Annotated in this window: 20 protein-coding genes; 13 read left to right on the top strand and 7 right to left on the bottom strand. The window is 68.2% G+C overall.

Going from position 1 to position 18,915, the window contains the following annotated elements; all coding sequences use genetic code 11:
* The first annotated feature begins 81 nt into the window (after positions 1–81).
* On the top strand, positions 82–924 hold the full coding sequence (gene rsmA / locus AC0QTQ_RS08660) for a 16S rRNA (adenine(1518)-N(6)/adenine(1519)-N(6))-dimethyltransferase RsmA (protein ID WP_480259209.1): 843 nt from the start codon (positions 82–84) through the stop codon (positions 922–924).
* Positions 925–995: 71 nt separating this feature from the next.
* On the opposite strand, the gene AC0QTQ_RS08655 is transcribed toward rsmA, so the two are convergent.
* The 3 genes from AC0QTQ_RS08655 to prfA form a co-directional block, all read right to left on the bottom strand.
* Positions 996–1,655 carry a DUF4167 domain-containing protein gene (locus AC0QTQ_RS08655; RefSeq protein WP_480259108.1) on the bottom strand — a complete coding sequence of 220 codons (660 nt, stop codon included), beginning with the start codon at positions 1,653–1,655 and terminating at the stop codon, positions 996–998.
* A gap of 257 nt (positions 1,656–1,912) precedes the next feature.
* Complete coding sequence (gene prmC / locus AC0QTQ_RS08650) at positions 1,913–2,770, bottom strand: peptide chain release factor N(5)-glutamine methyltransferase (protein WP_480259107.1); 858 nt, start codon at positions 2,768–2,770, stop codon at positions 1,913–1,915.
* The gene (prfA, locus tag AC0QTQ_RS08645) at positions 2,767–3,822 is read right to left on the bottom strand and encodes a peptide chain release factor 1 (RefSeq protein ID WP_121531072.1); all 1,056 of its coding nucleotides are present in this window, start codon (positions 3,820–3,822) and stop codon (positions 2,767–2,769) included. Before prfA ends, prmC begins: the two co-directional genes overlap by 4 nt.
* A gap of 105 nt (positions 3,823–3,927) precedes the next feature.
* Here prfA and AC0QTQ_RS08640 point away from each other — a divergent pair, with 105 nt between their 5' ends.
* The 4 genes from AC0QTQ_RS08640 (at position 3,928) to tpiA (ending at position 6,766) form a co-directional block, all read left to right on the top strand.
* Positions 3,928–4,293, top strand: a complete 366-nt coding sequence (locus tag AC0QTQ_RS08640) for an SUF system Fe-S cluster assembly protein (protein WP_121531074.1) — start codon at positions 3,928–3,930, stop codon at positions 4,291–4,293.
* A gap of 126 nt (positions 4,294–4,419) precedes the next feature.
* Complete coding sequence (locus AC0QTQ_RS08635) at positions 4,420–5,493, top strand: alkene reductase (RefSeq protein WP_121531076.1); 1,074 nt, start codon at positions 4,420–4,422, stop codon at positions 5,491–5,493.
* A 68-nt stretch (positions 5,494–5,561) separates the two neighbouring features.
* Complete coding sequence (locus AC0QTQ_RS08630; protein WP_121531078.1) at positions 5,562–5,921, top strand: HesB/IscA family protein; 360 nt, start codon at positions 5,562–5,564, stop codon at positions 5,919–5,921.
* A 98-nt stretch (positions 5,922–6,019) separates the two neighbouring features.
* Positions 6,020–6,766, top strand: a complete 747-nt coding sequence (gene tpiA / locus AC0QTQ_RS08625; RefSeq protein ID WP_480259106.1) for a triose-phosphate isomerase — start codon at positions 6,020–6,022, stop codon at positions 6,764–6,766.
* 155 nt (positions 6,767–6,921) lie between these two features.
* Here the strand turns inward: tpiA and AC0QTQ_RS08620 are convergent, their stop codons facing one another.
* The gene (locus AC0QTQ_RS08620; RefSeq protein ID WP_121531082.1) at positions 6,922–7,383 is read right to left on the bottom strand and encodes an Lrp/AsnC family transcriptional regulator; all 462 of its coding nucleotides are present in this window, start codon (positions 7,381–7,383) and stop codon (positions 6,922–6,924) included.
* Between the two features lie 142 nt (positions 7,384–7,525).
* On the opposite strand from AC0QTQ_RS08620, the gene AC0QTQ_RS08615 reads away from it, so the two are divergent.
* From AC0QTQ_RS08615 to AC0QTQ_RS08595, 5 genes are all read left to right on the top strand, one after another.
* On the top strand, positions 7,526–7,831 hold the full coding sequence (locus tag AC0QTQ_RS08615) for a DUF2849 domain-containing protein (protein WP_128147185.1): 306 nt from the start codon (positions 7,526–7,528) through the stop codon (positions 7,829–7,831).
* Entirely contained in the window at positions 7,824–9,485 is a 1,662-nt protein-coding gene (locus tag AC0QTQ_RS08610) for a nitrite/sulfite reductase (protein ID WP_480259105.1), read from the top strand. Before AC0QTQ_RS08615 ends, AC0QTQ_RS08610 begins: the two co-directional genes overlap by 8 nt.
* Complete coding sequence (locus tag AC0QTQ_RS08605; RefSeq protein ID WP_480259104.1) at positions 9,475–10,233, top strand: phosphoadenylyl-sulfate reductase; 759 nt, start codon at positions 9,475–9,477, stop codon at positions 10,231–10,233. The genes AC0QTQ_RS08610 and AC0QTQ_RS08605 overlap by 11 nt, the downstream gene beginning before the upstream one ends.
* The gene (locus AC0QTQ_RS08600; protein WP_480259103.1) at positions 10,230–10,601 is read left to right on the top strand and encodes a DUF934 domain-containing protein; all 372 of its coding nucleotides are present in this window, start codon (positions 10,230–10,232) and stop codon (positions 10,599–10,601) included. Before AC0QTQ_RS08605 ends, AC0QTQ_RS08600 begins: the two co-directional genes overlap by 4 nt.
* 133 nt (positions 10,602–10,734) lie before the next feature.
* Complete coding sequence (locus AC0QTQ_RS08595) at positions 10,735–11,556, top strand: ferredoxin--NADP reductase (RefSeq protein WP_121531090.1); 822 nt, start codon at positions 10,735–10,737, stop codon at positions 11,554–11,556.
* Between the two features lie 122 nt (positions 11,557–11,678).
* On the opposite strand, the gene AC0QTQ_RS08590 is transcribed toward AC0QTQ_RS08595, so the two are convergent.
* The gene (locus AC0QTQ_RS08590; RefSeq protein ID WP_480259102.1) at positions 11,679–12,404 is read right to left on the bottom strand and encodes a hypothetical protein; all 726 of its coding nucleotides are present in this window, start codon (positions 12,402–12,404) and stop codon (positions 11,679–11,681) included.
* Positions 12,405–12,559: 155 nt separating this feature from the next.
* On the opposite strand from AC0QTQ_RS08590, the gene infC reads away from it, so the two are divergent.
* On the top strand, positions 12,560–13,150 hold the full coding sequence (gene infC, locus AC0QTQ_RS08585; RefSeq protein WP_480259208.1) for a translation initiation factor IF-3: 591 nt from the start codon (positions 12,560–12,562) through the stop codon (positions 13,148–13,150).
* A 165-nt stretch (positions 13,151–13,315) separates the two neighbouring features.
* Entirely contained in the window at positions 13,316–13,909 is a 594-nt protein-coding gene (locus AC0QTQ_RS08580) for a L,D-transpeptidase (protein WP_480259101.1), read from the top strand.
* Positions 13,910–14,140: 231 nt separating this feature from the next.
* Here the strand turns inward: AC0QTQ_RS08580 and AC0QTQ_RS08575 are convergent, their stop codons facing one another.
* Positions 14,141–15,514, bottom strand: coding sequence for a hypothetical protein (locus AC0QTQ_RS08575; RefSeq protein WP_480259100.1), 1,374 nt, complete (start codon positions 15,512–15,514; stop codon positions 14,141–14,143).
* Between the two features lie 3 nt (positions 15,515–15,517).
* Positions 15,518–16,378 carry a glycosyltransferase family 32 protein gene (locus AC0QTQ_RS08570; RefSeq protein ID WP_480259099.1) on the bottom strand — a complete coding sequence of 287 codons (861 nt, stop codon included), beginning with the start codon at positions 16,376–16,378 and terminating at the stop codon, positions 15,518–15,520.
* A 153-nt stretch (positions 16,379–16,531) separates the two neighbouring features.
* Here AC0QTQ_RS08570 and AC0QTQ_RS08565 point away from each other — a divergent pair, with 153 nt between their 5' ends.
* On the top strand, positions 16,532–18,883 hold the full coding sequence (locus tag AC0QTQ_RS08565; RefSeq protein ID WP_480259098.1) for a glycosyltransferase family 2 protein: 2,352 nt from the start codon (positions 16,532–16,534) through the stop codon (positions 18,881–18,883).
* Positions 18,884–18,915: the final 32 nt, after the last annotated feature.

Raw genomic sequence — 18,915 nt, 5'->3', positions numbered from 1 at the left:
CGCGACGCGGCCGGGGGCCGTGAGACCGGGGGCCAGCCCCCGGACCCCCGAGGTTTTTGCGGCAAGATGAAGGAACGGATCATGGCGGCGATCGACGGGCTTCCCCCTCTGCGCGAGGTGATCCGCGACCATGAGCTGGTGGCGAAGAAGAGCCTTGGCCAGAACTTCCTGCTGGATCTAAACCTGACCGCCAAGATCGCGCGCGCCGCGGGCGATCTGAGCGGCTGCGACGTGCTCGAGGTCGGCCCCGGGCCGGGCGGGCTGACCCGCGGCCTCCTTGCCGAGGGCGCACGCCGGGTGCTCGCCGTCGAGAAGGACAGCCGCTGCCTGCCGGCGCTGGCCGAGATCGCCGCGCATTACCCGGGCCGGCTGGAAGTCATCAACGGCGATGCGCTGGAGATCGACGTGCGCGCGCATCTGACGCCGCCGATCCGGATCGCCGCGAACCTGCCCTACAACGTCGGCACCGAGCTGCTGATCCGCTGGCTGACGCCGCCCGAATGGCCGCCGTTCTGGGACAGCCTCACGCTGATGTTCCAGAAGGAAGTGGCCGAGCGGATCGTGGCAAAGCCCGGCTCCAACCATTACGGGCGGCTGGCGCTGCTGGCGCAATGGCGCTGCGAGGCGAAGATCGTGATGGTGCTGCCGCCCGAGGCCTTCACCCCGGCACCGAAGGTGCATTCGGCGGTGGTGCATCTGCGCGCCCTGCCCGAGCCGCGGTTCCCGGCCGATCCGAAGGTTCTGGAACGCGTCGTCGCCGCCGCCTTCAACCAGCGCCGCAAGATGCTGCGGGCCGCGCTGAAGGGCGTGCATCCGAACATCGAGGCGCTGCTCGAGGAGGCCGGCATCGCGCCGACCGAGCGGGCCGAACGTGTCTCGCTCGAGGCATTCTGCACCCTCGCCCGCCTCGTCGCCCGCGGCTGAGCGCAAAAAGGCGAAGGCCCCGCAACGGATTGCAGGGCCTTTCGGACTTTCGGAAAATCTGGAAACCAGGCTCAGTCGCCCGAGGGCGCCGCCGGAGCCTCGGCCGGGGCGGCATCGCCCTGCCCGTCGGCCTTGTCGCTCTTCTTGCTGCGCGACGAGGTCGAGCGGCTGCGCGAGGAGGAGGACGAGCGGCTGCGCGGTTTCTTCGGCGCAGGCTCGGCGCCCGCTTCGGCGTTGTCCTCGACCTGAGGTGCGGGCGCGGCCGGTGCCGGCGCGCTTTCGGCCTGCCGCTCGGGCGTCAGCACGAGGCCCGGGCCGTCATCCTCGGTCGCGAAGGCTTCGGGCATCGCCGTGCCTTCCTCGATCCGCGGTTCGCGCTCGGGACGCTCCTGCCGGTCACGGTTGCCGTTCTGACCGCCCTGCTGGCCGCCATTGCCGCCCTGCTGCGGGAAGCTGCGTTGCCGCTCTTCCTGCTCGCGCGCCATCTCGCGCTGCGCCTCGCCCAGCATCCGGGTGTAATGCTCGGCATGCTGCAGGAAGTTCTGCTCGGCGACGCGGTCATTGCCAAGCTGCGCATCCCGCGCCAGCGCGAGATACTTGTCGATGATCTGCTGCGGCGTGCCGCGCACCTTGCCCTCGGGGCCGGAGCTGTCGAACACCCGGTTGATGATGTTGCCGATCGAGCGCTGACGGTTCGACTTATTGCGCGAACGGGATTTGGAAGATCTCATGGGCCTTCGTCTGTTGAGCCCCTCGGGGGCGCTGAAGTCCGGGCCACGATCGGATTGAAGGATCGGGCCCGCCAGGGGTGCGGCCGGTCTGTCCGGGCGATGCCCGTGAACCGTCTGACCCGCAGTGGAGAGCTGAGCCGTGCGGGGGATCGAATTTCCGTCCTGCACGGGAACGACTAAGCATTTCACGCGCGCCCGTGCAAGCCGGAAATTGCAAAACGGCGCCGTTTCGCGCAGGAAAAGCGCCGAAACCGACCTCAGACGCAGCCGCAACCGCCCTCTTGCGCCGGCTTGCGGCCGATCACCACGCGGTCGCGGCCATCAAGATCGCGGCGGATCTCGATCCGCTCGAAGCCTTGCGCGGCCAGCAGCTCCGAGACCGCGGCGCCCTGCGTCGGGCCGATCTCGAACAGCACCCGCCCGCCCGGCAGCAGCCGCGCCCCGGCGTCACGCGCGAGCGCGCGATAGGCGTCAAGCCCGTCGCCGCCCGGGGTCAGCGCGCCGTGGGGTTCCCAGTCGCGCACCTCGGGGGCAAGGCCCGCCATTTCCGCCTCGGCGATATAGGGCGGGTTCGAGACGATCAGGTCGAAGACCCCGCTCACCCCGGCGAACCAGTCCGAGCGGAGCAGCCGCGCCCGCGTCGCAAGCCCGAGCGCCGCGGCGTTCTCGCCCGCAACCGCAAGTGCTGCCTCGGAAAGATCGGTGCCGGTGCCGGTGGCGAAGGGCATGTCGGCAAGCAGGCTGAGCAGGATGCAGCCGGTGCCGGTGCCAAGGTCGATCACCCGCGCGAAGGGCTCCTCGAGCGCCGCGGCGACCAGCAGCTCGGTCTCGGGGCGCGGGTCGAGGGTGTCGCGGGTGACGCGGAATTCGTGCCGCCAGAACCGGCGCCGGCCGGTGATCTGTGCGACCGGCTGATGCGCCGCGCGCGCCGCAAGCGCCGCCTCGAAGGCCGCCTGCTGATCGGCGGTGATCTCGTCGCCCAAGGCCATCGTCAGCCGCTCGGGCGCGACGCCAAGCGCATGCGCCATCAGCCGGCGCGCATCGCCCGCCGCCCCCTCGATCCCGGCGGCATTGAGCGCCCGGGTGCCGAGAACCAGGGACTCCTGCGCCCTCATCCCTCCATCTCCGCCAGCCGCGCCGCCTGATCGTCGGCAATCAGCGCGTCGATCACCGTGTCGAGATCGCCGTTCAGGATCTGCGTCAGGGAATAGAGCGTCAGGTTGATGCGGTGATCGGTCATCCGCCCCTGCGGGAAGTTGTAGGTGCGGATCCGCTCCGAGCGGTCGCCCGAGCCGACCTGCGCGCGCCGGTCGGCCGAACGCTCCGAGGCCAGCCGCTCGCGCTCCATCTCGTAAAGCCGCGCGCGCAGCACCGCCATCGCATTGGCGCGGTTCTGGTGCTGTGACTTCTCCGACGACGTGACGACGATGCCGGTCGGCAGGTGGGTGATGCGCACCGCCGAGTCGGTGGTGTTCACATGCTGCCCGCCCGCGCCCGAGCTGCGCATCGTGTCGATGCGGATGTCGCCCGCCGGAATGTCGATGTCGACCTCCTCGGCCTCGGGCAGCACCGCGACGGTCGCGGCCGAGGTGTGGATGCGCCCGCCCGCCTCGGTCTCGGGCACGCGCTGCACCCGGTGCACGCCGCTTTCGTATTTCATCCGGGCGAAGACGCCCTCGCCCTCGATCCGCGCCGTGGCTTCCTTGACCCCGCCAAGCTCCGAGGGGGTCAGCTCCATCAGCTCGAAGCGCCAGCCCCTGGTCTCGGCATAGCGCTGATACATGCGCAAAAGGTCGCCCGCGAACAGCGCCGCCTCGTCGCCGCCAGTGCCGGGGCGGATCTCGAGGATCGCCGGGCGTGCATCGGCCGCGTCCTTGGGCAGAAGTGCCAGACGCAGCGCCTGCTCCATCTCGGGGATGCGGGCGCGCAGCCGCGGCAGCTCCTCCTCGGCCAGCGCCTTCATCTCGGGGTCGGTCAACCAGCCCTCGGCCTCGGTCACATCCTCGAGCGCCTGACGATAGGCGGCGATTTCCTCGACCACCGGGCGCAGCTCGGAATATTCGCGCGACAGCGCCGCGATCTCGGCAGGCGCGGTGGCGACATTCAGCTTCGCCCCGACAAAGTCGAAGCGCTGCGTGATCTGGGCAAGTTTCTCGAGCGGGACCATGCCGCGGATGTGACGTTTTCATCTCTCCGGGTCAAGCCCCGCGCTCTTTACCTTTGCCGGGCATTCCCTATATAAACGCTCGACTTTCGCAGATGCGGGTTCGCCATGACCATCGAAGACCAGACGCCCCTCGAGGGCACGCCGCTCATCAAGCCCTCGACCACCGACCATCCGCTGTTCGACGCCGTGGTGGAGGCCTGCCGCACGGTCTTCGACCCTGAAATCCCTGTGAATATCTACGATCTGGGCCTCGTCTACACGATCGAGATCAACGCCGCGAACGAGGTCGAGATCGTGATGACCCTGACCGCGCCGGGCTGCCCGGTGGCGGGCGAGATGCCCGAATGGGTGCAGAACGCGGTCGAGTCGGTGCCGGGCGTGCAGGCGGTGAATGTCGAGATGACCTTCCAGCCGCAATGGGGCATGGACATGATGTCGGACGAGGCGCGGCTCGAACTCGGCTTCATGTGAGCCGGGGCAGAAATCGGGGCAGAAATTCCGCGCTTCCCCCTTGTCGGCCGCGCCGCGCGCGCCAAAATTGAACTCATCCGTTCACTCTGGCGCGCAGGTCGCGCCGCACAAGGGACAGTCTTTCCGATGACCGACACGCTGTTTTCGCCGGGCCAGCTTGGCCAGATCGAGATCGCCAACCGCCTGGTGATGGCACCGCTCACCCGCAACCGTGCGCCGGATCTGGTGCCGACCGAGCTCACCGTCGAATATTACCGCCAGCGCGCCAGCGCCGGGCTGATCGTCTCCGAGGGCACGCAGATCTCGCCGATGGGCCAGGGCTATGCCTGGACGCCGGGGATCTATTCTCCCGAACAGGTCGCCGGCTGGCGCAAGGTCACCGATGCGGTGCATGCCGCGGGCGGCAAGATCGTCGCGCAGCTGTGGCATGTGGGCCGGATCTCGCATCCGGTGCTGCTGAACGGCGCCCTGCCCGTCGCGCCCTCGGCGCTCTCGGCCCATTCCAAGACCTTCGACGGCACCGGCTTCGTCGAGACGGTGACGCCGCGCGCCCTCGAGGCCGACGAGATCCCCGCGATCTTCGCCGATTACGCCCATGCCGCGCGCTGCGCCGACGAGGCGGGCTTCGACGGCGTCGAGATCCATGCCGCGAACGGCTATCTGATCGACCAGTTCCTGCGCGACACCTCGAACACCCGCACCGACGATTGGGGCGGATCGATCGCCAACCGCGTGCGCTTCCTTGCGGGCGTGCTCGAGGCGGTGGTGGGCGTGCTCGGCGCCGGCCGCACCGGCATCCGCCTCTCGCCCTGGTCGAATGCGAACAATGTCGGCCTCGACAGCGACACGCCGGCGCTTGTCGCCGCGGTGGCCGAGGTGCTGAACGCCCATCCGCTCGCCTTCGTCCATGTCGTCGAGGGCCAGACCGGCGGGGCGCGCGATTACCCCGAGGCCGAGCTTGCCGCCTTCCGCGCCGCGCTGACCGCCCCCTATATCGCGAACAACGGCTATACGCGGGCAACGGCACTCGCCGCCGTCGCCTCGGGCGCGGCCTATGCCGTGGCCTTCGGCCGGCCCTTCATCGCCAACCCCGACCTGCCCGCCCGGCTGGCCGCCGACGCACCGCTGAACCCGCTGCGCCCGGCCCTGCTATATGGCGGCGGCGCGGAGGGCTACACCGACTATCCCGCCCTCGGCTGACCCGTGCGGGGCGGGTTGTCCGCCCGCCCCGCGCGCCCTATCTTGGGCCCATCACAGGAGCCGCCCCGATGTTCGCCATTCCCGGAAAACCGCCCGTCACCCTCACCCCCGCCGCCGCCGCGCAGATCGCCCGGCTGATGGCGCGCGAACAGGCCGCGGGCTTTCGCATCGGGGTGAAGAAGGGCGGCTGCGCCGGCATGGAATACACCATGGAGATCGCGCAGGAGGCGGGCCCGATGGATATCGTGGTCGAGGACGGCCCGGCCCGCGTGCTGATCGCGCCGATGGCGCAGATGTTCATGATCGGCACCGAGATCGACTATGAGACCGGCCTGCTGGAATCGGGCTTCAAGTTCCGCAACCCGAATGTGGTCGAGACCTGCGGCTGCGGCGAGTCGATCAAGTTCCGCGAGGCGGACGCCGACTGACGCGGCCGACTGTTGGCGTTATCATCGGCGGGCGCGGCGCTTTGCGCCTTCCCCAGTCCCGGCCCCTGCCCTAATCTGGCGCAAACATGGAGGGGCGGATGCGCAGAAAACTCGCGGCAGGCAACTGGAAGATGAACGGCGTCACGGCGAGCCTCGCCGAGGTTGACGCGCTGATCGCGGCCCATCCGACGCCGCGCTCCGAGGTGCTGCTGTGCCCGCCCGCGACGCTGGTCGGGCAGATGGCGGCGCGTGCCGCGGGCCGCATCGCGGTCGGTGGGCAGGATTGCCACATGAAGGCCGCGGGCGCGCATACCGGCGACATCGCCGCCGCAATGCTCAAGGATGCAGGCGCAAGCCATGTCATCCTCGGCCATTCCGAGCGCCGCGCCGATCACGCCGAGACGAATGCGATGGTGCGCGCCAAGGCCGCGGCCGCGCGCGAGGCGGATCTGGTCGCGGTGATCTGCGTCGGCGAGACCGAGGCCGAACGCGACGCGGGCGCGACACTCGAGGTGATCGGCCGCCAGCTTTACGATTCCACCCCCGAAGGCGCCACCGGCGCGAATACGGTGATCGCCTACGAGCCCGTCTGGGCGATCGGCACCGGCCGCACGCCGACACTCGAACAGATCGCCGAAGTGCATGATTTCATGCGCTCGGAACTTGCCGGCCGCTTCGGCGCCGCCGAGGCCGGCAAGATCCGCCTGCTCTACGGCGGCTCGGTCAAGCCCTCGAACGCGAAGGAGATCTTCGCCACCTCGAACGTCGATGGCGCGCTCGTTGGTGGGGCCAGCCTGAAAGCCGCGGACTTCGGCGCGATCCTCGCCGCGCTCGACGAGGCCTGAAAAGCAGGGGGCGCTGCCCCCTCTTTCGCTGACGCGAAATTCACCCCCGGGATATTTCAGGCAATTGGAAGCAGGGAGCCGCGCTTCTCTTCCAATTGCCGCAAATATCCCGGGGGTGAGGGCGAAGCCCGAGGGGGCAGTGCCCCCTGTCGCGCTCACAGCGGCAGCAACGTCGTCGACTTGATCTCTTCCATGCTCAAAAGCGCGGTGACGTTGTAGATCTTCACCTCGGAGATCAGCGCCTGATAGAAGGCGTCATAGGCGCGTGCGTTCTGCACCCGCACCTTCAGGATGTAATCGATGTCGCCCGCCAGCCGGTGCGCCTCGAGCACCTCGGGGCGCTCGCGCAGGGTGCGCAGGAATTTCTGCTGCCACTCCGCCTCGTGCTCGGAGGTGCGGATCAGCACGAAGAAGCACGCCTCGAGCCCGAGCGCCTCGGGGTCGAGGATCACCGTCTGCCGGCCGATCACGCCCTGCTCCTTCATCCGCCGAATCCGGTTCCACACCGGCGTCTTCGAGGAGCCGACCTTGCGCGCGATCTCGTCGAGCGACTGGCTCGCGTCCTCCTGCAGCTGGAAGAGGATTTTCCGATCCATCTCGTCGATCCGGACAGCCATTCCGCTTTTCTCCTTCGGTCGGGAAATTGATGCCCCGCGGCGCAGGATGCGGAACAGATGTCCTTATCTGCGCGGGTGACTGGCAGGATACCGGGAAAATTTCCTATATTCCAGACAGGAAAACACGTCCCCGGAGGCCGCCATGAGCCGCAAGTTCACCCCGAAAGTTGTCACCGCCAATGATCTGCGCATGGGCGACGTGGTCTACATGACCGCGGCGGGCAGCTGGACGCGCGACCATGCCGAGGCCGAGCTGATCGAGGACGAGGCGCATGGCGAGCTGCGGCTGCTGGCGGCGCTCGGTCAGCCCGGTGTCGTCGTCGGCCCCTATCTCGCCGAGGCGCGCGCCGGCGCGAACGGCCCCGAACCCGTCCATTTCCGCGAGGTGTTCCGCACCCGCGGCCCCTCGAACTATCCGCACGGCAAGCAGGAGGCGGCCCATGTATAAGTATTCCGACTTCGACGAAGCCTTCGTGCGCGAACGCGCCGCGCAGTTCCGCGGCCAGGTCGAGCGGCGCCTGTCAGGCGCGCTGACCGAGGACGAGTTCCGCCCGCTGCGGCTGATGAACGGGCTCTACCTGCAGCTGCATGCCTACATGCTGCGCGTCGCCATTCCCTATGGCACGCTGCGCGCCGACCAGATGCGCCAGCTCGCCCATATCGCCGAGACCTGGGACAAGGGCTATGGCCATTTCACCACGCGCCAGAACATCCAGTTCAACTGGCCGAAGCTGACCGACGTGCCCGATATCATCGATGCGCTGGCCGATGTGCAGATGCACGCGATCCAGACCTCGGGCAACACCATCCGCAACGTCACGACCGACGCCTTCGCGGGCGCCGCCGCCGACGAGATCGCCGATCCGCGCCCGGTGGCCGAGCTGATCCGGCAATGGTCGACCGACCATGCCGAGTTCCAGTTCCTGCCGCGCAAGTTCAAGATCGCGATCACCGGCTCGCCGGATGACCGGGCGGTGATCCGCGCCCATGACGTCGGGCTGCAGATCGTCGAGAAGGATGGCGAGACCGGCTTGCGCGTCTTCGTCGGCGGCGGTCTCGGCCGCACGCCGATGGTCGGCCAGGAGCTGCGCGCCTTCCTGCCGAAGGCCGACCTGCTGCCCTATCTCGAGGCGATCGTCTCGACCTACAACCTGATGGGCCGGCGCGACAACAAGTACAAGGCGCGGATCAAGATCACCGTCTTCGAGAACGGCATCGACGCCTTCCGCGCCGCAACCGAAGAGGAATTCGCCCGGATCCGGCCGAGCTTCGAAGGCGTCGACCAGGCGATGCTGCGCGAGATCGAGGCGCAATTCGCCCTGCCCGACTTCGAGGCGGCGCCGGTCGAGTTCTACGAGCGCGCGCTCGAGGTCGATCCGCTGTTCCGGGCCTGGGCGGGCCAGAACCTGACCGCACATCGCCGCGCCGACCACGCGATCGTCACCGTGTCGCTGAAGGCGCATGGGCAAACCCCCGGCGACGCCTCGGCCGAACAGATGCGGGTGCTGGCCGATATCGCCGAGCGCTACGGCTATGGCGAGCTGCGCATCAGCCACGAGCAGAACGTCGTGCTGCCGCATCTGCGCAAGGCCGATCTGCCGGCGATCCATGCGCAGCTGCTGCGCGCGGGGCTGGCCACGGCGAATGTCGGGCTGCTCTCCGACATCATCGCCTGCCCTGGCATGGATTACTGCGCGCTGGCCACCGCCCGCTCGATCCCGGTCGCGCAGGAGCTCGCCACGCATTTCCGCAAGATCGGCCTCGAAGAGGAAATCGGCGCGCTGAAGATCAAGATCTCGGGCTGCATCAACGCCTGCGGCCATCACCACGTCGGCCACATCGGCATTCTCGGCCTCGACCGCGCCGGGGTGGAGAACTATCAGATCACCCTTGGCGGCGACGCGGGCCCCGCGACCACGATCGGCGAACGGGCCGGCCCGGGCTTTGCCTATGACGAGGTCGTACCGGCGATCGAGCGGATCCTGCGCGCCTATCTGGCGCTGCGCAGTGACCGCGCCGAGAGCTTCATCGAGGCGTTCCGCCGCCTCGGCCCCGCGCCGTTCAAGGAGGCGCTTTATGGCGAGGCACGGGATGCTGCCTGACATCACCACCCGCGTCGCCGGGCTCAATGACCGCTACCGCCACCACGCGGCCGTCGCGGTCATGGAGAAGGCGCTGAAGGACCCCGACACAGGGGAAGTCGCACTGGTCAGCTCCTTCGGGGCGGAATCGGTGGTGCTTCTGCACATGGTCTCGCTGATCGCACCGGGCACGCCGGTGATCTTCATCGACACGCTGATGCTGTTTCAGGAGACGCTCGACTATCAGCGCGAGGTGTCGCGACAGCTTGGCCTGACCGATGTGCGCACGATCACCGCCGCGCAGGCGATGCTCGACCTCGAGGACCCGGACGGCACGCTGCACCAGTTCAACCAGGACGCCTGCTGCGCGCTGCGCAAGACGGTGCCTCTTGAACAGGCACTGTCGGGCTTTGATGCCTGGATCACCGGCCGCAAGCGCTATCAGGGCCAGACCCGCGCGACGATCGACTTCTTCGAGGTCGAGACGCCGACGCGGATGAAGATCAACCCGCTTGCGCATTGGGGCCGCGAGGATCTCGAGGAATACATGGTGCAGAACCGGCTGCCGCGGCATCCGCTGGTGGCGCAGGGCTATCCCTCGATCGGCTGCGCGCCCTGCACCTCGAAGGTCGCCCCGGGCGAGGATCCGCGGGCCGGACGCTGGCGCGGTTCGCAAAAGACGGAATGCGGCATCCATTTCATCGGCGGCAAGGCCGTGCGCCTCAAGAACGGCATGCAAGAGCCTGACAACAAGGAGAAAGTTGCATGAGCGTGATCGTGCGCGACGACGGCTTCCACGCCGATGACTTCACCGGCGATGTCGTCGAGATCGCCCCCGACACCCCGTCCGAGGAGCTTGCACAGCGCGCCCTGGGCGCGGCGCTGGTGCGCATCGCCTTCCCGTCCTTCTCGGACGGGCGCGGCTTCACGCTGGCGCGGCGGCTGCGGGCGGCGGGCTATACCGGGCGGCTGCGCGCGGCGGGCCATGTGATCGCCGACCAATATGCGATGGCGCGCCGCTCGGGCTTTGACGAGGTCGAGATTTCCGAGACGCTGGCCGAACGTCAGGGCGCGGAACAATGGCTTGCCCGGGCCGATTGGCGCGCGCATGATTACCGCGCCCGGCTGCAGCGCTGACCCGCGCGGGTTGACAGATCGCCGCAGCCCGGCAATTTGCCTTAGATCAAGGCCGGCCGCAGAGGATTGAGATATCTGCGGCTCATGTTTTTTTCGCGCCCCGGGTCCTCCTCCCCGGGCCCAACCGAACGAGATGCCAGACGTGACCCAGACTGCGACGATTCCGCCCGTGAAGCACCTGCCCGACGCCCAGACCGTGACCGACGTGAAGCACTGGACCGACCGGCTGTTCTCCTTCCGCGTGACGCGGCCGCAATCGCTGCGCTTCCGCTCGGGCGAATTCGTGATGATCGGGCTGATGGGCGACAACGGCAAACCGCTGCTGCGCGCCTATTCGATCGCCTCGCCCGCCTGGGACGAGGAGCTCGAATTCTACTCGATCAAGGTGCCGGACGGCCCGCTGACCTCGAAGCTGCAGCACATCGGCGTGGGCGACGAGATCATCTTGCGCCCGAAGCCCGTCGGCACGCTGGTGATCGACGCGCTGCTGCCCGGCAAGCGGGTGTGGTTCCTGGCGACCGGCACCGGCATCGCCCCCTTCGCCTCGCTGATGCGCGAGCCCGAGACCTACGAGAAGTTCGAGGAAGTGGTGATGATGCACACCTGCCGCACCGTCGCCGAACTTGAATACGGCAAGGAGCTGGTCGAGAGCCTGAAGGACGATCCGCTGATCGGCGAGCTGGTGGGCGACAAGCTGAAATACTATCCCACCGCCACCCGCGAGGAGTTCCACCACCGCGGCCGCATCACCGACAACCTGATGAGCGGCAAGGTCTTCGAGGATCTCGGCATCGCGCCGATGGATGCCGAACATGACCGCGCCATGGTCTGCGGCAGCCTTGCCTTCAACAAGGACGTGATGGCGGTGCTCGAACATTACGGGTTGCGCGAGGGCGCGAATTCCGAGCCGCGCGAATATGTCGTCGAGAAAGCCTTCGTCGGCGACGGCATCTGAGCACGGATCGGCAGAGGGCGACAGGCGGCGGGTGCGTCCCCCCGCGGCCTGCTCCGCCTCTCCGCAAACGAAAAACGCCGCCCCTCGGGGCGGCGTTTCGCTGTCAGGGCTGCGGCCCGATCTCAGAGACCAAGCGCAACCTTCACCTGCTCGACCGTCGCCGCAACGAGGTCGGGGTTCGTCTTCGCCGCCGCGACCGCCGCCTTGAGCGAGGTCTTCGTCTCGGCCGAGAGCGACGAGGCGTCGATCATCGCGCCGACCTTCTCGGCATCGAAGCCCTCGATGGTCAGCGCCGAGGCATCGGCGCCCGCGCCGGTGCCCGCAGCGGCGGCATTGGTCGCGGCCGTGGCCGCATCGCTCACCGCCTGCGCGGCAGCCGAGGTCGCGGCGGCGGCCGATTGCGCGGCCTGGGTCGCGGCATCGCTTGCCGCCCCGGTCGCGTCCGAGGCCGCGGTCTTGGCGGCATCGACGGCGGCGCTGGCCGCCTGGCTTGCGGCCGAGGCCGCGTCGGAGGCCGCGCCCGCCGCCTGGGTGGCGGCGTCGCTCGCCATGTCCTTGGCCGCGTCAACCGCGGCCCCGGCGGCGGTGGTCGCCGCGCTTGCGGCATCGCCGGCGGCCTTCGTCGCCGCGGCCGCGGCCTCGGCCGCGGTCTTCGCGGCATCCTCGGCGGCGGTGGCGGTGCTGTCGGTGGTGCCCTTCTCGACCGCGCCGGTCACCGCCTTGGCGGCCTCCTCGGCATCGGTCACCGCTTCGGTCGCGGCCTTCTGCCCCTCGGGCGACCGGGTGACATACCACGCCCCTGCAGCGATCGCGGCAACGACCACGACCAGGCCCAGAACCTTCTTCATGTTTCTCTCCCTTCGGTTTCGAAACGAATGCGATGCCCGCTATATGGACATCCGCAGCGCCCGGGCAAAGGCACAACCCGCCCTGCCTGCCCGCTTGACAGCCAGATCCGGCCGTTCGGGCGGAAAACCGCTGATTCCGGTTGAAAGCCGCGGCCGTGGGTCCTATTTTGCGCGCCATTCGACTTGGCCGCAGAAGGATCACAGCCATAGCCCGCAGACCGCACAATGCCCCGCCGCAAAGAGACACCGGCCCCCGGATCAACGATCGGATCCGAGCGCCCGAAATCCGCCTGATCGGGGCGGACGGCGAGAACGTGGGCGTCGTCACCCCGGCGCGCGCGATGATGATGGCCGAAGAGGCCGGGCTTGATCTGGTCGAGATCTCGCCGACGGCGGTGCCGCCGGTGTGCAAGATCATGGACTACGGCAAGTTCAAGTACGAACAGCAGAAGCGCGAGGCGGAAGCCCGCAAGAAGCAGAAGATCATCGAAATCAAGGAAGTGAAGTTCCGTCCCGGGACCGACACCCATGACTACGAGGTCAAGATGCGCTCGGTGATGCGCTTCCTCGAGGACGGCGACAAGGTCAAGGTCACCCTGCGCTTCCGCGGCCGCGAGATGGCGCACCAGGGCCTCGGGCTCGAGCTGCTGAACCGCGTCGCCGCCGATGTCGGCGAGGCCGGCAAGATCGAGTCGATGCCGAAGCTCGAGGGCCGGCAGATGGTGATGATGATCGCCCCGAAATGAGCCCGCGCCATCTGGCGTGAGCCGGCGAAGGGCCCTCCGGACGGGGGGCCTTTTCCTTTTGGCCGCGGTGTCCCCCGACTCGCCCTTTCGTGAGGCAGCGTGATTTGCCCCCGGAGGGTCGTCGTGGGAGCATCCGGCAACGCGAAGATGAGGACAGGAAACACCATGGCACGGATCATTCTCAGCCGCCGCGCGGCGCTCGCCGCGGGGGCTGCATCGCTTTTCACCCCGGCGATTGCGCGCGCCGGCACGCAGGACATTCCGATGGCCGATCAGCCGGCGATCGTCGCGCCGCAGATGCGCGCGAACATCTCGTCCTTCCGCGAGATCGACTGGCGCGACCATTTCGACCGGCTCGACCGGGTGACGCTGATCGCCGACACGGTGTCGAAGGCGCTGCACTACTGGGCCGTCGACGGCGCGGATTACCGGCTCTATCCGACCTCGGTGCCGAAAAGCCCCGAGCTGACGAAGACCGGCTATACCGAGATCGTGCGCAAGAAGATCGGGCCGAGCTGGACCCCCACGCCCTCGATGATCGCCGCGGACCCCTCGCTGCACGCCATGCCGCCCGGGCCGGACAATCCGCTCGGCACCCATGCGATGTATCTGAGCTGGCCCGCCTATATCATCCACGGCACCCATGACACCCGCAAGATCGGGCGCAAGAGCTCGTCGGGCTGCATCGGGCTGTTCAACGAGCAGATCGAGGAGCTTTTCGGCCTGTGCCCGATCGGCACGCAGGTGAAGCTGATCTGACTTGGCATGGGCCAAAAAATAAAGCGCTGCGGGAGGGAGGCCCGCAGCGCATTGTTGAACCCGACGAGGGAGAACGTTCAGGGTTCGGTCAGGTTCCGCCGGCTTGCGCCGTGTTTCAGGGAGATCAGGAACCTGATGCGTCCGTTCTACGCGGCAGCGCAGCGGGCAACGTTGATCCAGATCAAGATTGCCGGGGCGCAGGCTGCGACATTTTGACGGCCCGCGCCGGGACTAGAGCTTCGCCAGCCCCTGCCGGATCGCCCGGTTGTCGCCACGCTTCAGCACCCATTCGCCCAACCGCCGCGCCAGCCGCCGGTGCCCCGTCGCCACCGCCCGTTCGAACAGCTCGCGCTGATAGCGGGCGAAATCCTTGCGCGCACGCAGCCGGCGATAGAAGCCGGCCTCGGTCAGCGTGCCGTCGAGCGCGCCCAGGATGATCGGGCTCAGGATCCCCATCTGGCTGAGCGAGGAGCCGAGCCGGTGGCCCAGAAGCGGGGCGCGCAGCTTCATCACATTCGCGCCCTGGAACCGCGCGGCATGCTGCGCGTCGAGCGGCTCATAGGGATCATAGAGCAGCGCGATGCGCCGCGCCGCGCCGCTCACCTGTGCCGCATCGCCGTATTTGCCGCTGAAATCCGCGCCCCAGACCGTCTTGTAGCGCGTTTCCCAGGGCACAACGGTCTTGTCGACCGTCGATTGCGGCGAGATCGCCACCACATCCGCCCCCGGGCAGGCGCCCGAGAAGGCGCAGGCCGCATAGCCGCCCATCGAGGCGCCATAGAACACCACCCGGTCGAACTGCGCGAAGAAGCCCTCGGCCGCCAGCCGGTCGAACTCGGCCGCGACCCAGGGGGTGCGATACCAGGTCCAGCCGCCCGCCATCACGCCCAGCATCGACCAGCCCTGCTTCTCGATGAAGGCAAAGCCCCAGGGCCGACGGTCGTCGCGCTTGTTCATCGCGATGTCGAGGTTGTCGAAGGTGACGACCAGCACCTTCTTCGAGCGCGGGATATAAAGGAAGCTGTGGCCTTCGTTCTCACGATAGAAGCCGTCGGGCCCCGCAAGCCCCTGCGCGATCGCGGCCCAGCCGTCATCGGCCACGGGCGCCGGCGCGTTCGGGGTGAAGACCACGCGCCGCACCGACTTGCCGTCGCGGGGCGGCAGCTCGGCCACGATCTCGGTCTCGCCGAAGTCCTTGAGGAACGGGAAGCTGCCGGTGCCAAGGCGGATGTCGAGAACCATCCGGCTGTCGGCATGCAGCGCCGTCTCGAGCACCTCTTTCAGATGCTTGATCTTGTGCCGGTCGCCCCAGCCCGCAAGGTTCAGCAGCAGATCGACGGCGCGCAACTCGGCGCCGGTCGTGACCACGCGCACCCGGCCCGGGTCCACCCCCGCCGCCTCGAGTGCGGCAAGATAGGGCGCAACCCAGTCCGAGCGCAGCCCGCTCCAGCTGCCATTCGCGCCCATGTCGATCAAGGTGATGTCGCAATCCCAGCGGTCATGCGCCGCGATCACCTGCGCCAGCGCCCCGCCGCCGAGATCGGCGACCGAGGCCACCTGCGTCAGCCCCGTCGCCGCGAACAGCCCGTCCTGTGCCCCGGCCATCGCTCAGTCATCCGCGTCGGTATCGGCCTCGGGCTTGCCATGGCGGCGCAGCGGCGCGGCGGCCGGGTCGATGCCATGCTTCTTGACGAGCTGCCCGATCAGGCTGCGCGGCTTCGGCACGCCGTCGAACTTGTCGAGCAGACGCGCCCGCATCCGCCGGCCATAGAAATGGATCGAATAGGTATCGTCCTTGATATGGCTTTGCCAGTCATAGCCCGGCCGCAGCATCAGCGCACGCTCGCTGTACTCGAAAGGGTAAAGCCCCCAGATCGGCATCGCATAGCGCGACTCGCCGGTCTTCTTCAGGAAATGGGTCAGCGCATGCGGCCCCCACACGCCCCAGGGCTGCTCGCCCGCATGCACCGGCGTGCCGGCGGCCTTCTTCTCTTCCAGCTCGCGGCGGTAGGCCTCGCCATACCAGTCCGGGATCGCATATTCGTCGGTGGTGAATTCGAGCAGCTGGCCAAGCGCCTCGCTGTCACGCGGCAGGCCGAGCACGCCGCCGTTGATGCCATCGGCGCTTTCCCAGGAATAGAAATGGCCGTTCGGCGTCTCGAAGGGCTTCACGCAATAGGCGTCGGTATCGGCCCAGATCGTGCGGTCGTTCTGTGCCAGCAGGTGATAGCGGAACAGGTCCGAATGCAGCGCCGGGCTGTTGGTGCGGCCATGGCGCAGGAAGTTCTCCTGCGACAGCACCTCGTTCGCATCGGCCATCTCGATGCCCTCGGGGGCATTGTCGATCGGCTCGTAGGAATAGAGCTTCACATGCTGGCCGGCATCGACGAAGGATTTCAGGCAAAGCTGTTCGAGGTAGCTCAGCGATCCGCCGATCCAGAGCGCCGCAACTTGGTAATCTTTTGACATGAATACACTGCCCTTTTGTCTTTTTCCGGCCTTGCCTGCCGGCATAATCGCCAAATCCCCCCGGATTGCCAACGTTAATTCGTGCCGGGGCCGGGTGCGGTTTGCGGGCCCCGGGGGCTGTGCTAGGAAGGGCCAAAGGCAAGAGGTGAGCAGATGAGTGAGGCAGGGGTGATCCGCCGGCAACTTGGGGTCGTGCAGCTCGGGTGCCTGACGGTGCTCGATGCGGTGGTCTGGCCCGATCAGCGCGACGGCGCGCCGGTGCGCGCCCTGCGTCTCTTCCTTGCCGCGCCGTCGCATGCCGGCCAGGTGCCGCCCGAGCAGCCCGAGAGCTGCGTCGAGGTGCTCGAACGGCGCGAGATCTCGGGGGGCGTGATGGTGGTCGCGCGCGCCGCGGCGGACGGCCCCTTGCGCATTGCGCTGAGCCCCGAGGCACCGCGCCCGGGCCCCGAGGCCGAGGCCTCCGCCGCGCCGGTGATCGTGCATGAGATCGCCGCCGCGGCCCCCGATACCCGGCTGTTCGCCGGCCGCGATTGCCTCTTCGGCCAGCGGCTCGAGGAAAGTGCCGAGGCGGTGGTCGACTGGCTGAGCTGGCATCACGACTATCACGGCGCGACCGGCGCGGTGATCGTGAACCGCGCGCCGCCCGACAGTGCCGCGGGCAGCGCCGAGGACTTCGCCACGGCCCTGCGCCGCGGCCTGAAGGCGCGCGAGCTCGAGATGGCGGTGGCACTCGTCGAAAGCGCGCTCCCGCTCGGCAAGCCCGATCTCGGCCCCGAAAGCCACCCGTTCCTCGCCCCCGACGCGCCCGGCAAGGACCGCATGGAGGTGCCCGCGGCCGATCCCTGGCGTTCCCCGCTCGGTCAGGCGCTGATCTACGAGATCGCGAAATGGCGCTTCCTGACCGAGGCGCGGGCGATGCTGACGCTTGACGTCACCGACCTGCTGACGCCGCGGGCGGCGGGCGTGCCCTCGGCCTTCGACGCCTGCACCACCGCGCGCTCGGGCGTGGTGCTGCTGGTCGGGCGGCGGATCTATCCCTGGCGGGTGCGGCAGGGCGCGCCCACCCGCTTTGCCGATCACATCTGCCGCCAGTTCGACGCGCGCCGCGGCATCGCCCGCTGGGGCGTCGCCCCTGCCCGCGCCGGGCTCGACGCCACCTGGCGCGCGATCCGCGTCGCCTATGCGAAACCCGACCCGAACACCACCTTCCCGTTCTGGCGCGCCATGGGCCTGCGCGTGCCGGGCCGCGCCGCCTCGGAGCTTGCGCCCAAGACCTCGCTGATCGAGGACCCGCAGCTGCTGGAGCTTGCCACCCAGGTCTGGGGCCACAAGCCGATCCGGCCGCCGGTGTCGAAGCCCAAGGCCGCACCGAAACGCGCGGTCGAGGGCGGGCGCACCTGCATCGTCACCACGATGAAGAACGAGGGCCCCTTCATCATGGAATGGATCGCCTATCACCGGGCGATCGGGGTCGACGACTTCCTGATCTACACCAACGACTGCTCGGACGGCACCGACGAGATGCTCGACCTGCTCGAGCGCAAGGGGATCTGCGCGCATCGCGACAACCCGTTCCGCACGATGGATCTGAAGCCGCAGCACGCCGCGCTGCAGGCCGCCGAAAGCGAGCCGATGATGCAGAATGCCGGCTGGGCGATCTGCATGGATGTCGACGAATTCATCGACATCAAGATTGGTGATGGCACGCTGCGCGCGCTGTATACCGCCATGGGCGAGGCGAACATGATCTCGCTGACCTGGCGGCTCTTTGGCAATTGCGACGTGCACGGCTACGAAGACCGCTTCCTGCTCGAGCAGTTCACCACCTGCGCGCCCGAGGTGGTGCGCAAGCCGCATCAGGCCTGGGGCTTCAAGACCCTCTTCCGCAACATCGACATCTACAAGAAGCTGGGCGTGCACCGGCCGAAGGGGCTGATCCCCGATCTCTGGGACCAAGTGAAATGGCTCAACGGCTCGGGGCGTCCGATGCCGAAGGAGATGTTCCGCAACGGCTGGCGCTCGACCACCGACACCTACGGCTATGACTGGGTGCAGCTGAACCATTACGCCGTGCGCTCGGCCGAGAGCTTCCTCGTCAAGCGCGACCGCGGCCGGGTGAACCACGTCGACCGCGACCAGGGGCTCAGCTACTGGTTCCGGATGAACCACAACGCCGTCGAGGACCGCTCGATCCAGCGGATGATCCCGGCGCTTCAGGCCGAATGGGACCGGCTGATGGCCGACCCCGAGATCCGCGCCGCGCATGAGTATTCCGTCGGCAAGCACCGCGAGAAGATCGCCGAGCTGCGCGCCACCGAGAATTACGAGAAATTCTATGGCGAGCTGTGCTCACCGCGCTTCGAGAAATATTCCCGCATCCTGCATGTCTTCGGCTCGAGCGTGTTCAACGCCGGGCCCGGCGTGATCCCGCCCGACCTGCACGAACAGGACCTGCCGCCCGACTTCCTCTTCACCGTCGAGCATGTGGGGGAGGCCGAGCATTGAGCGCGCGTGCCCTGCCCGGCGGCGTGCCCGGC

Source organism: Paenirhodobacter sp. YD-8, from assembly GCF_056590935.1.
Note: the sequence above shows the minus strand (reverse complement) of the source record. Positions and strands in the feature narration are given on the sequence as shown.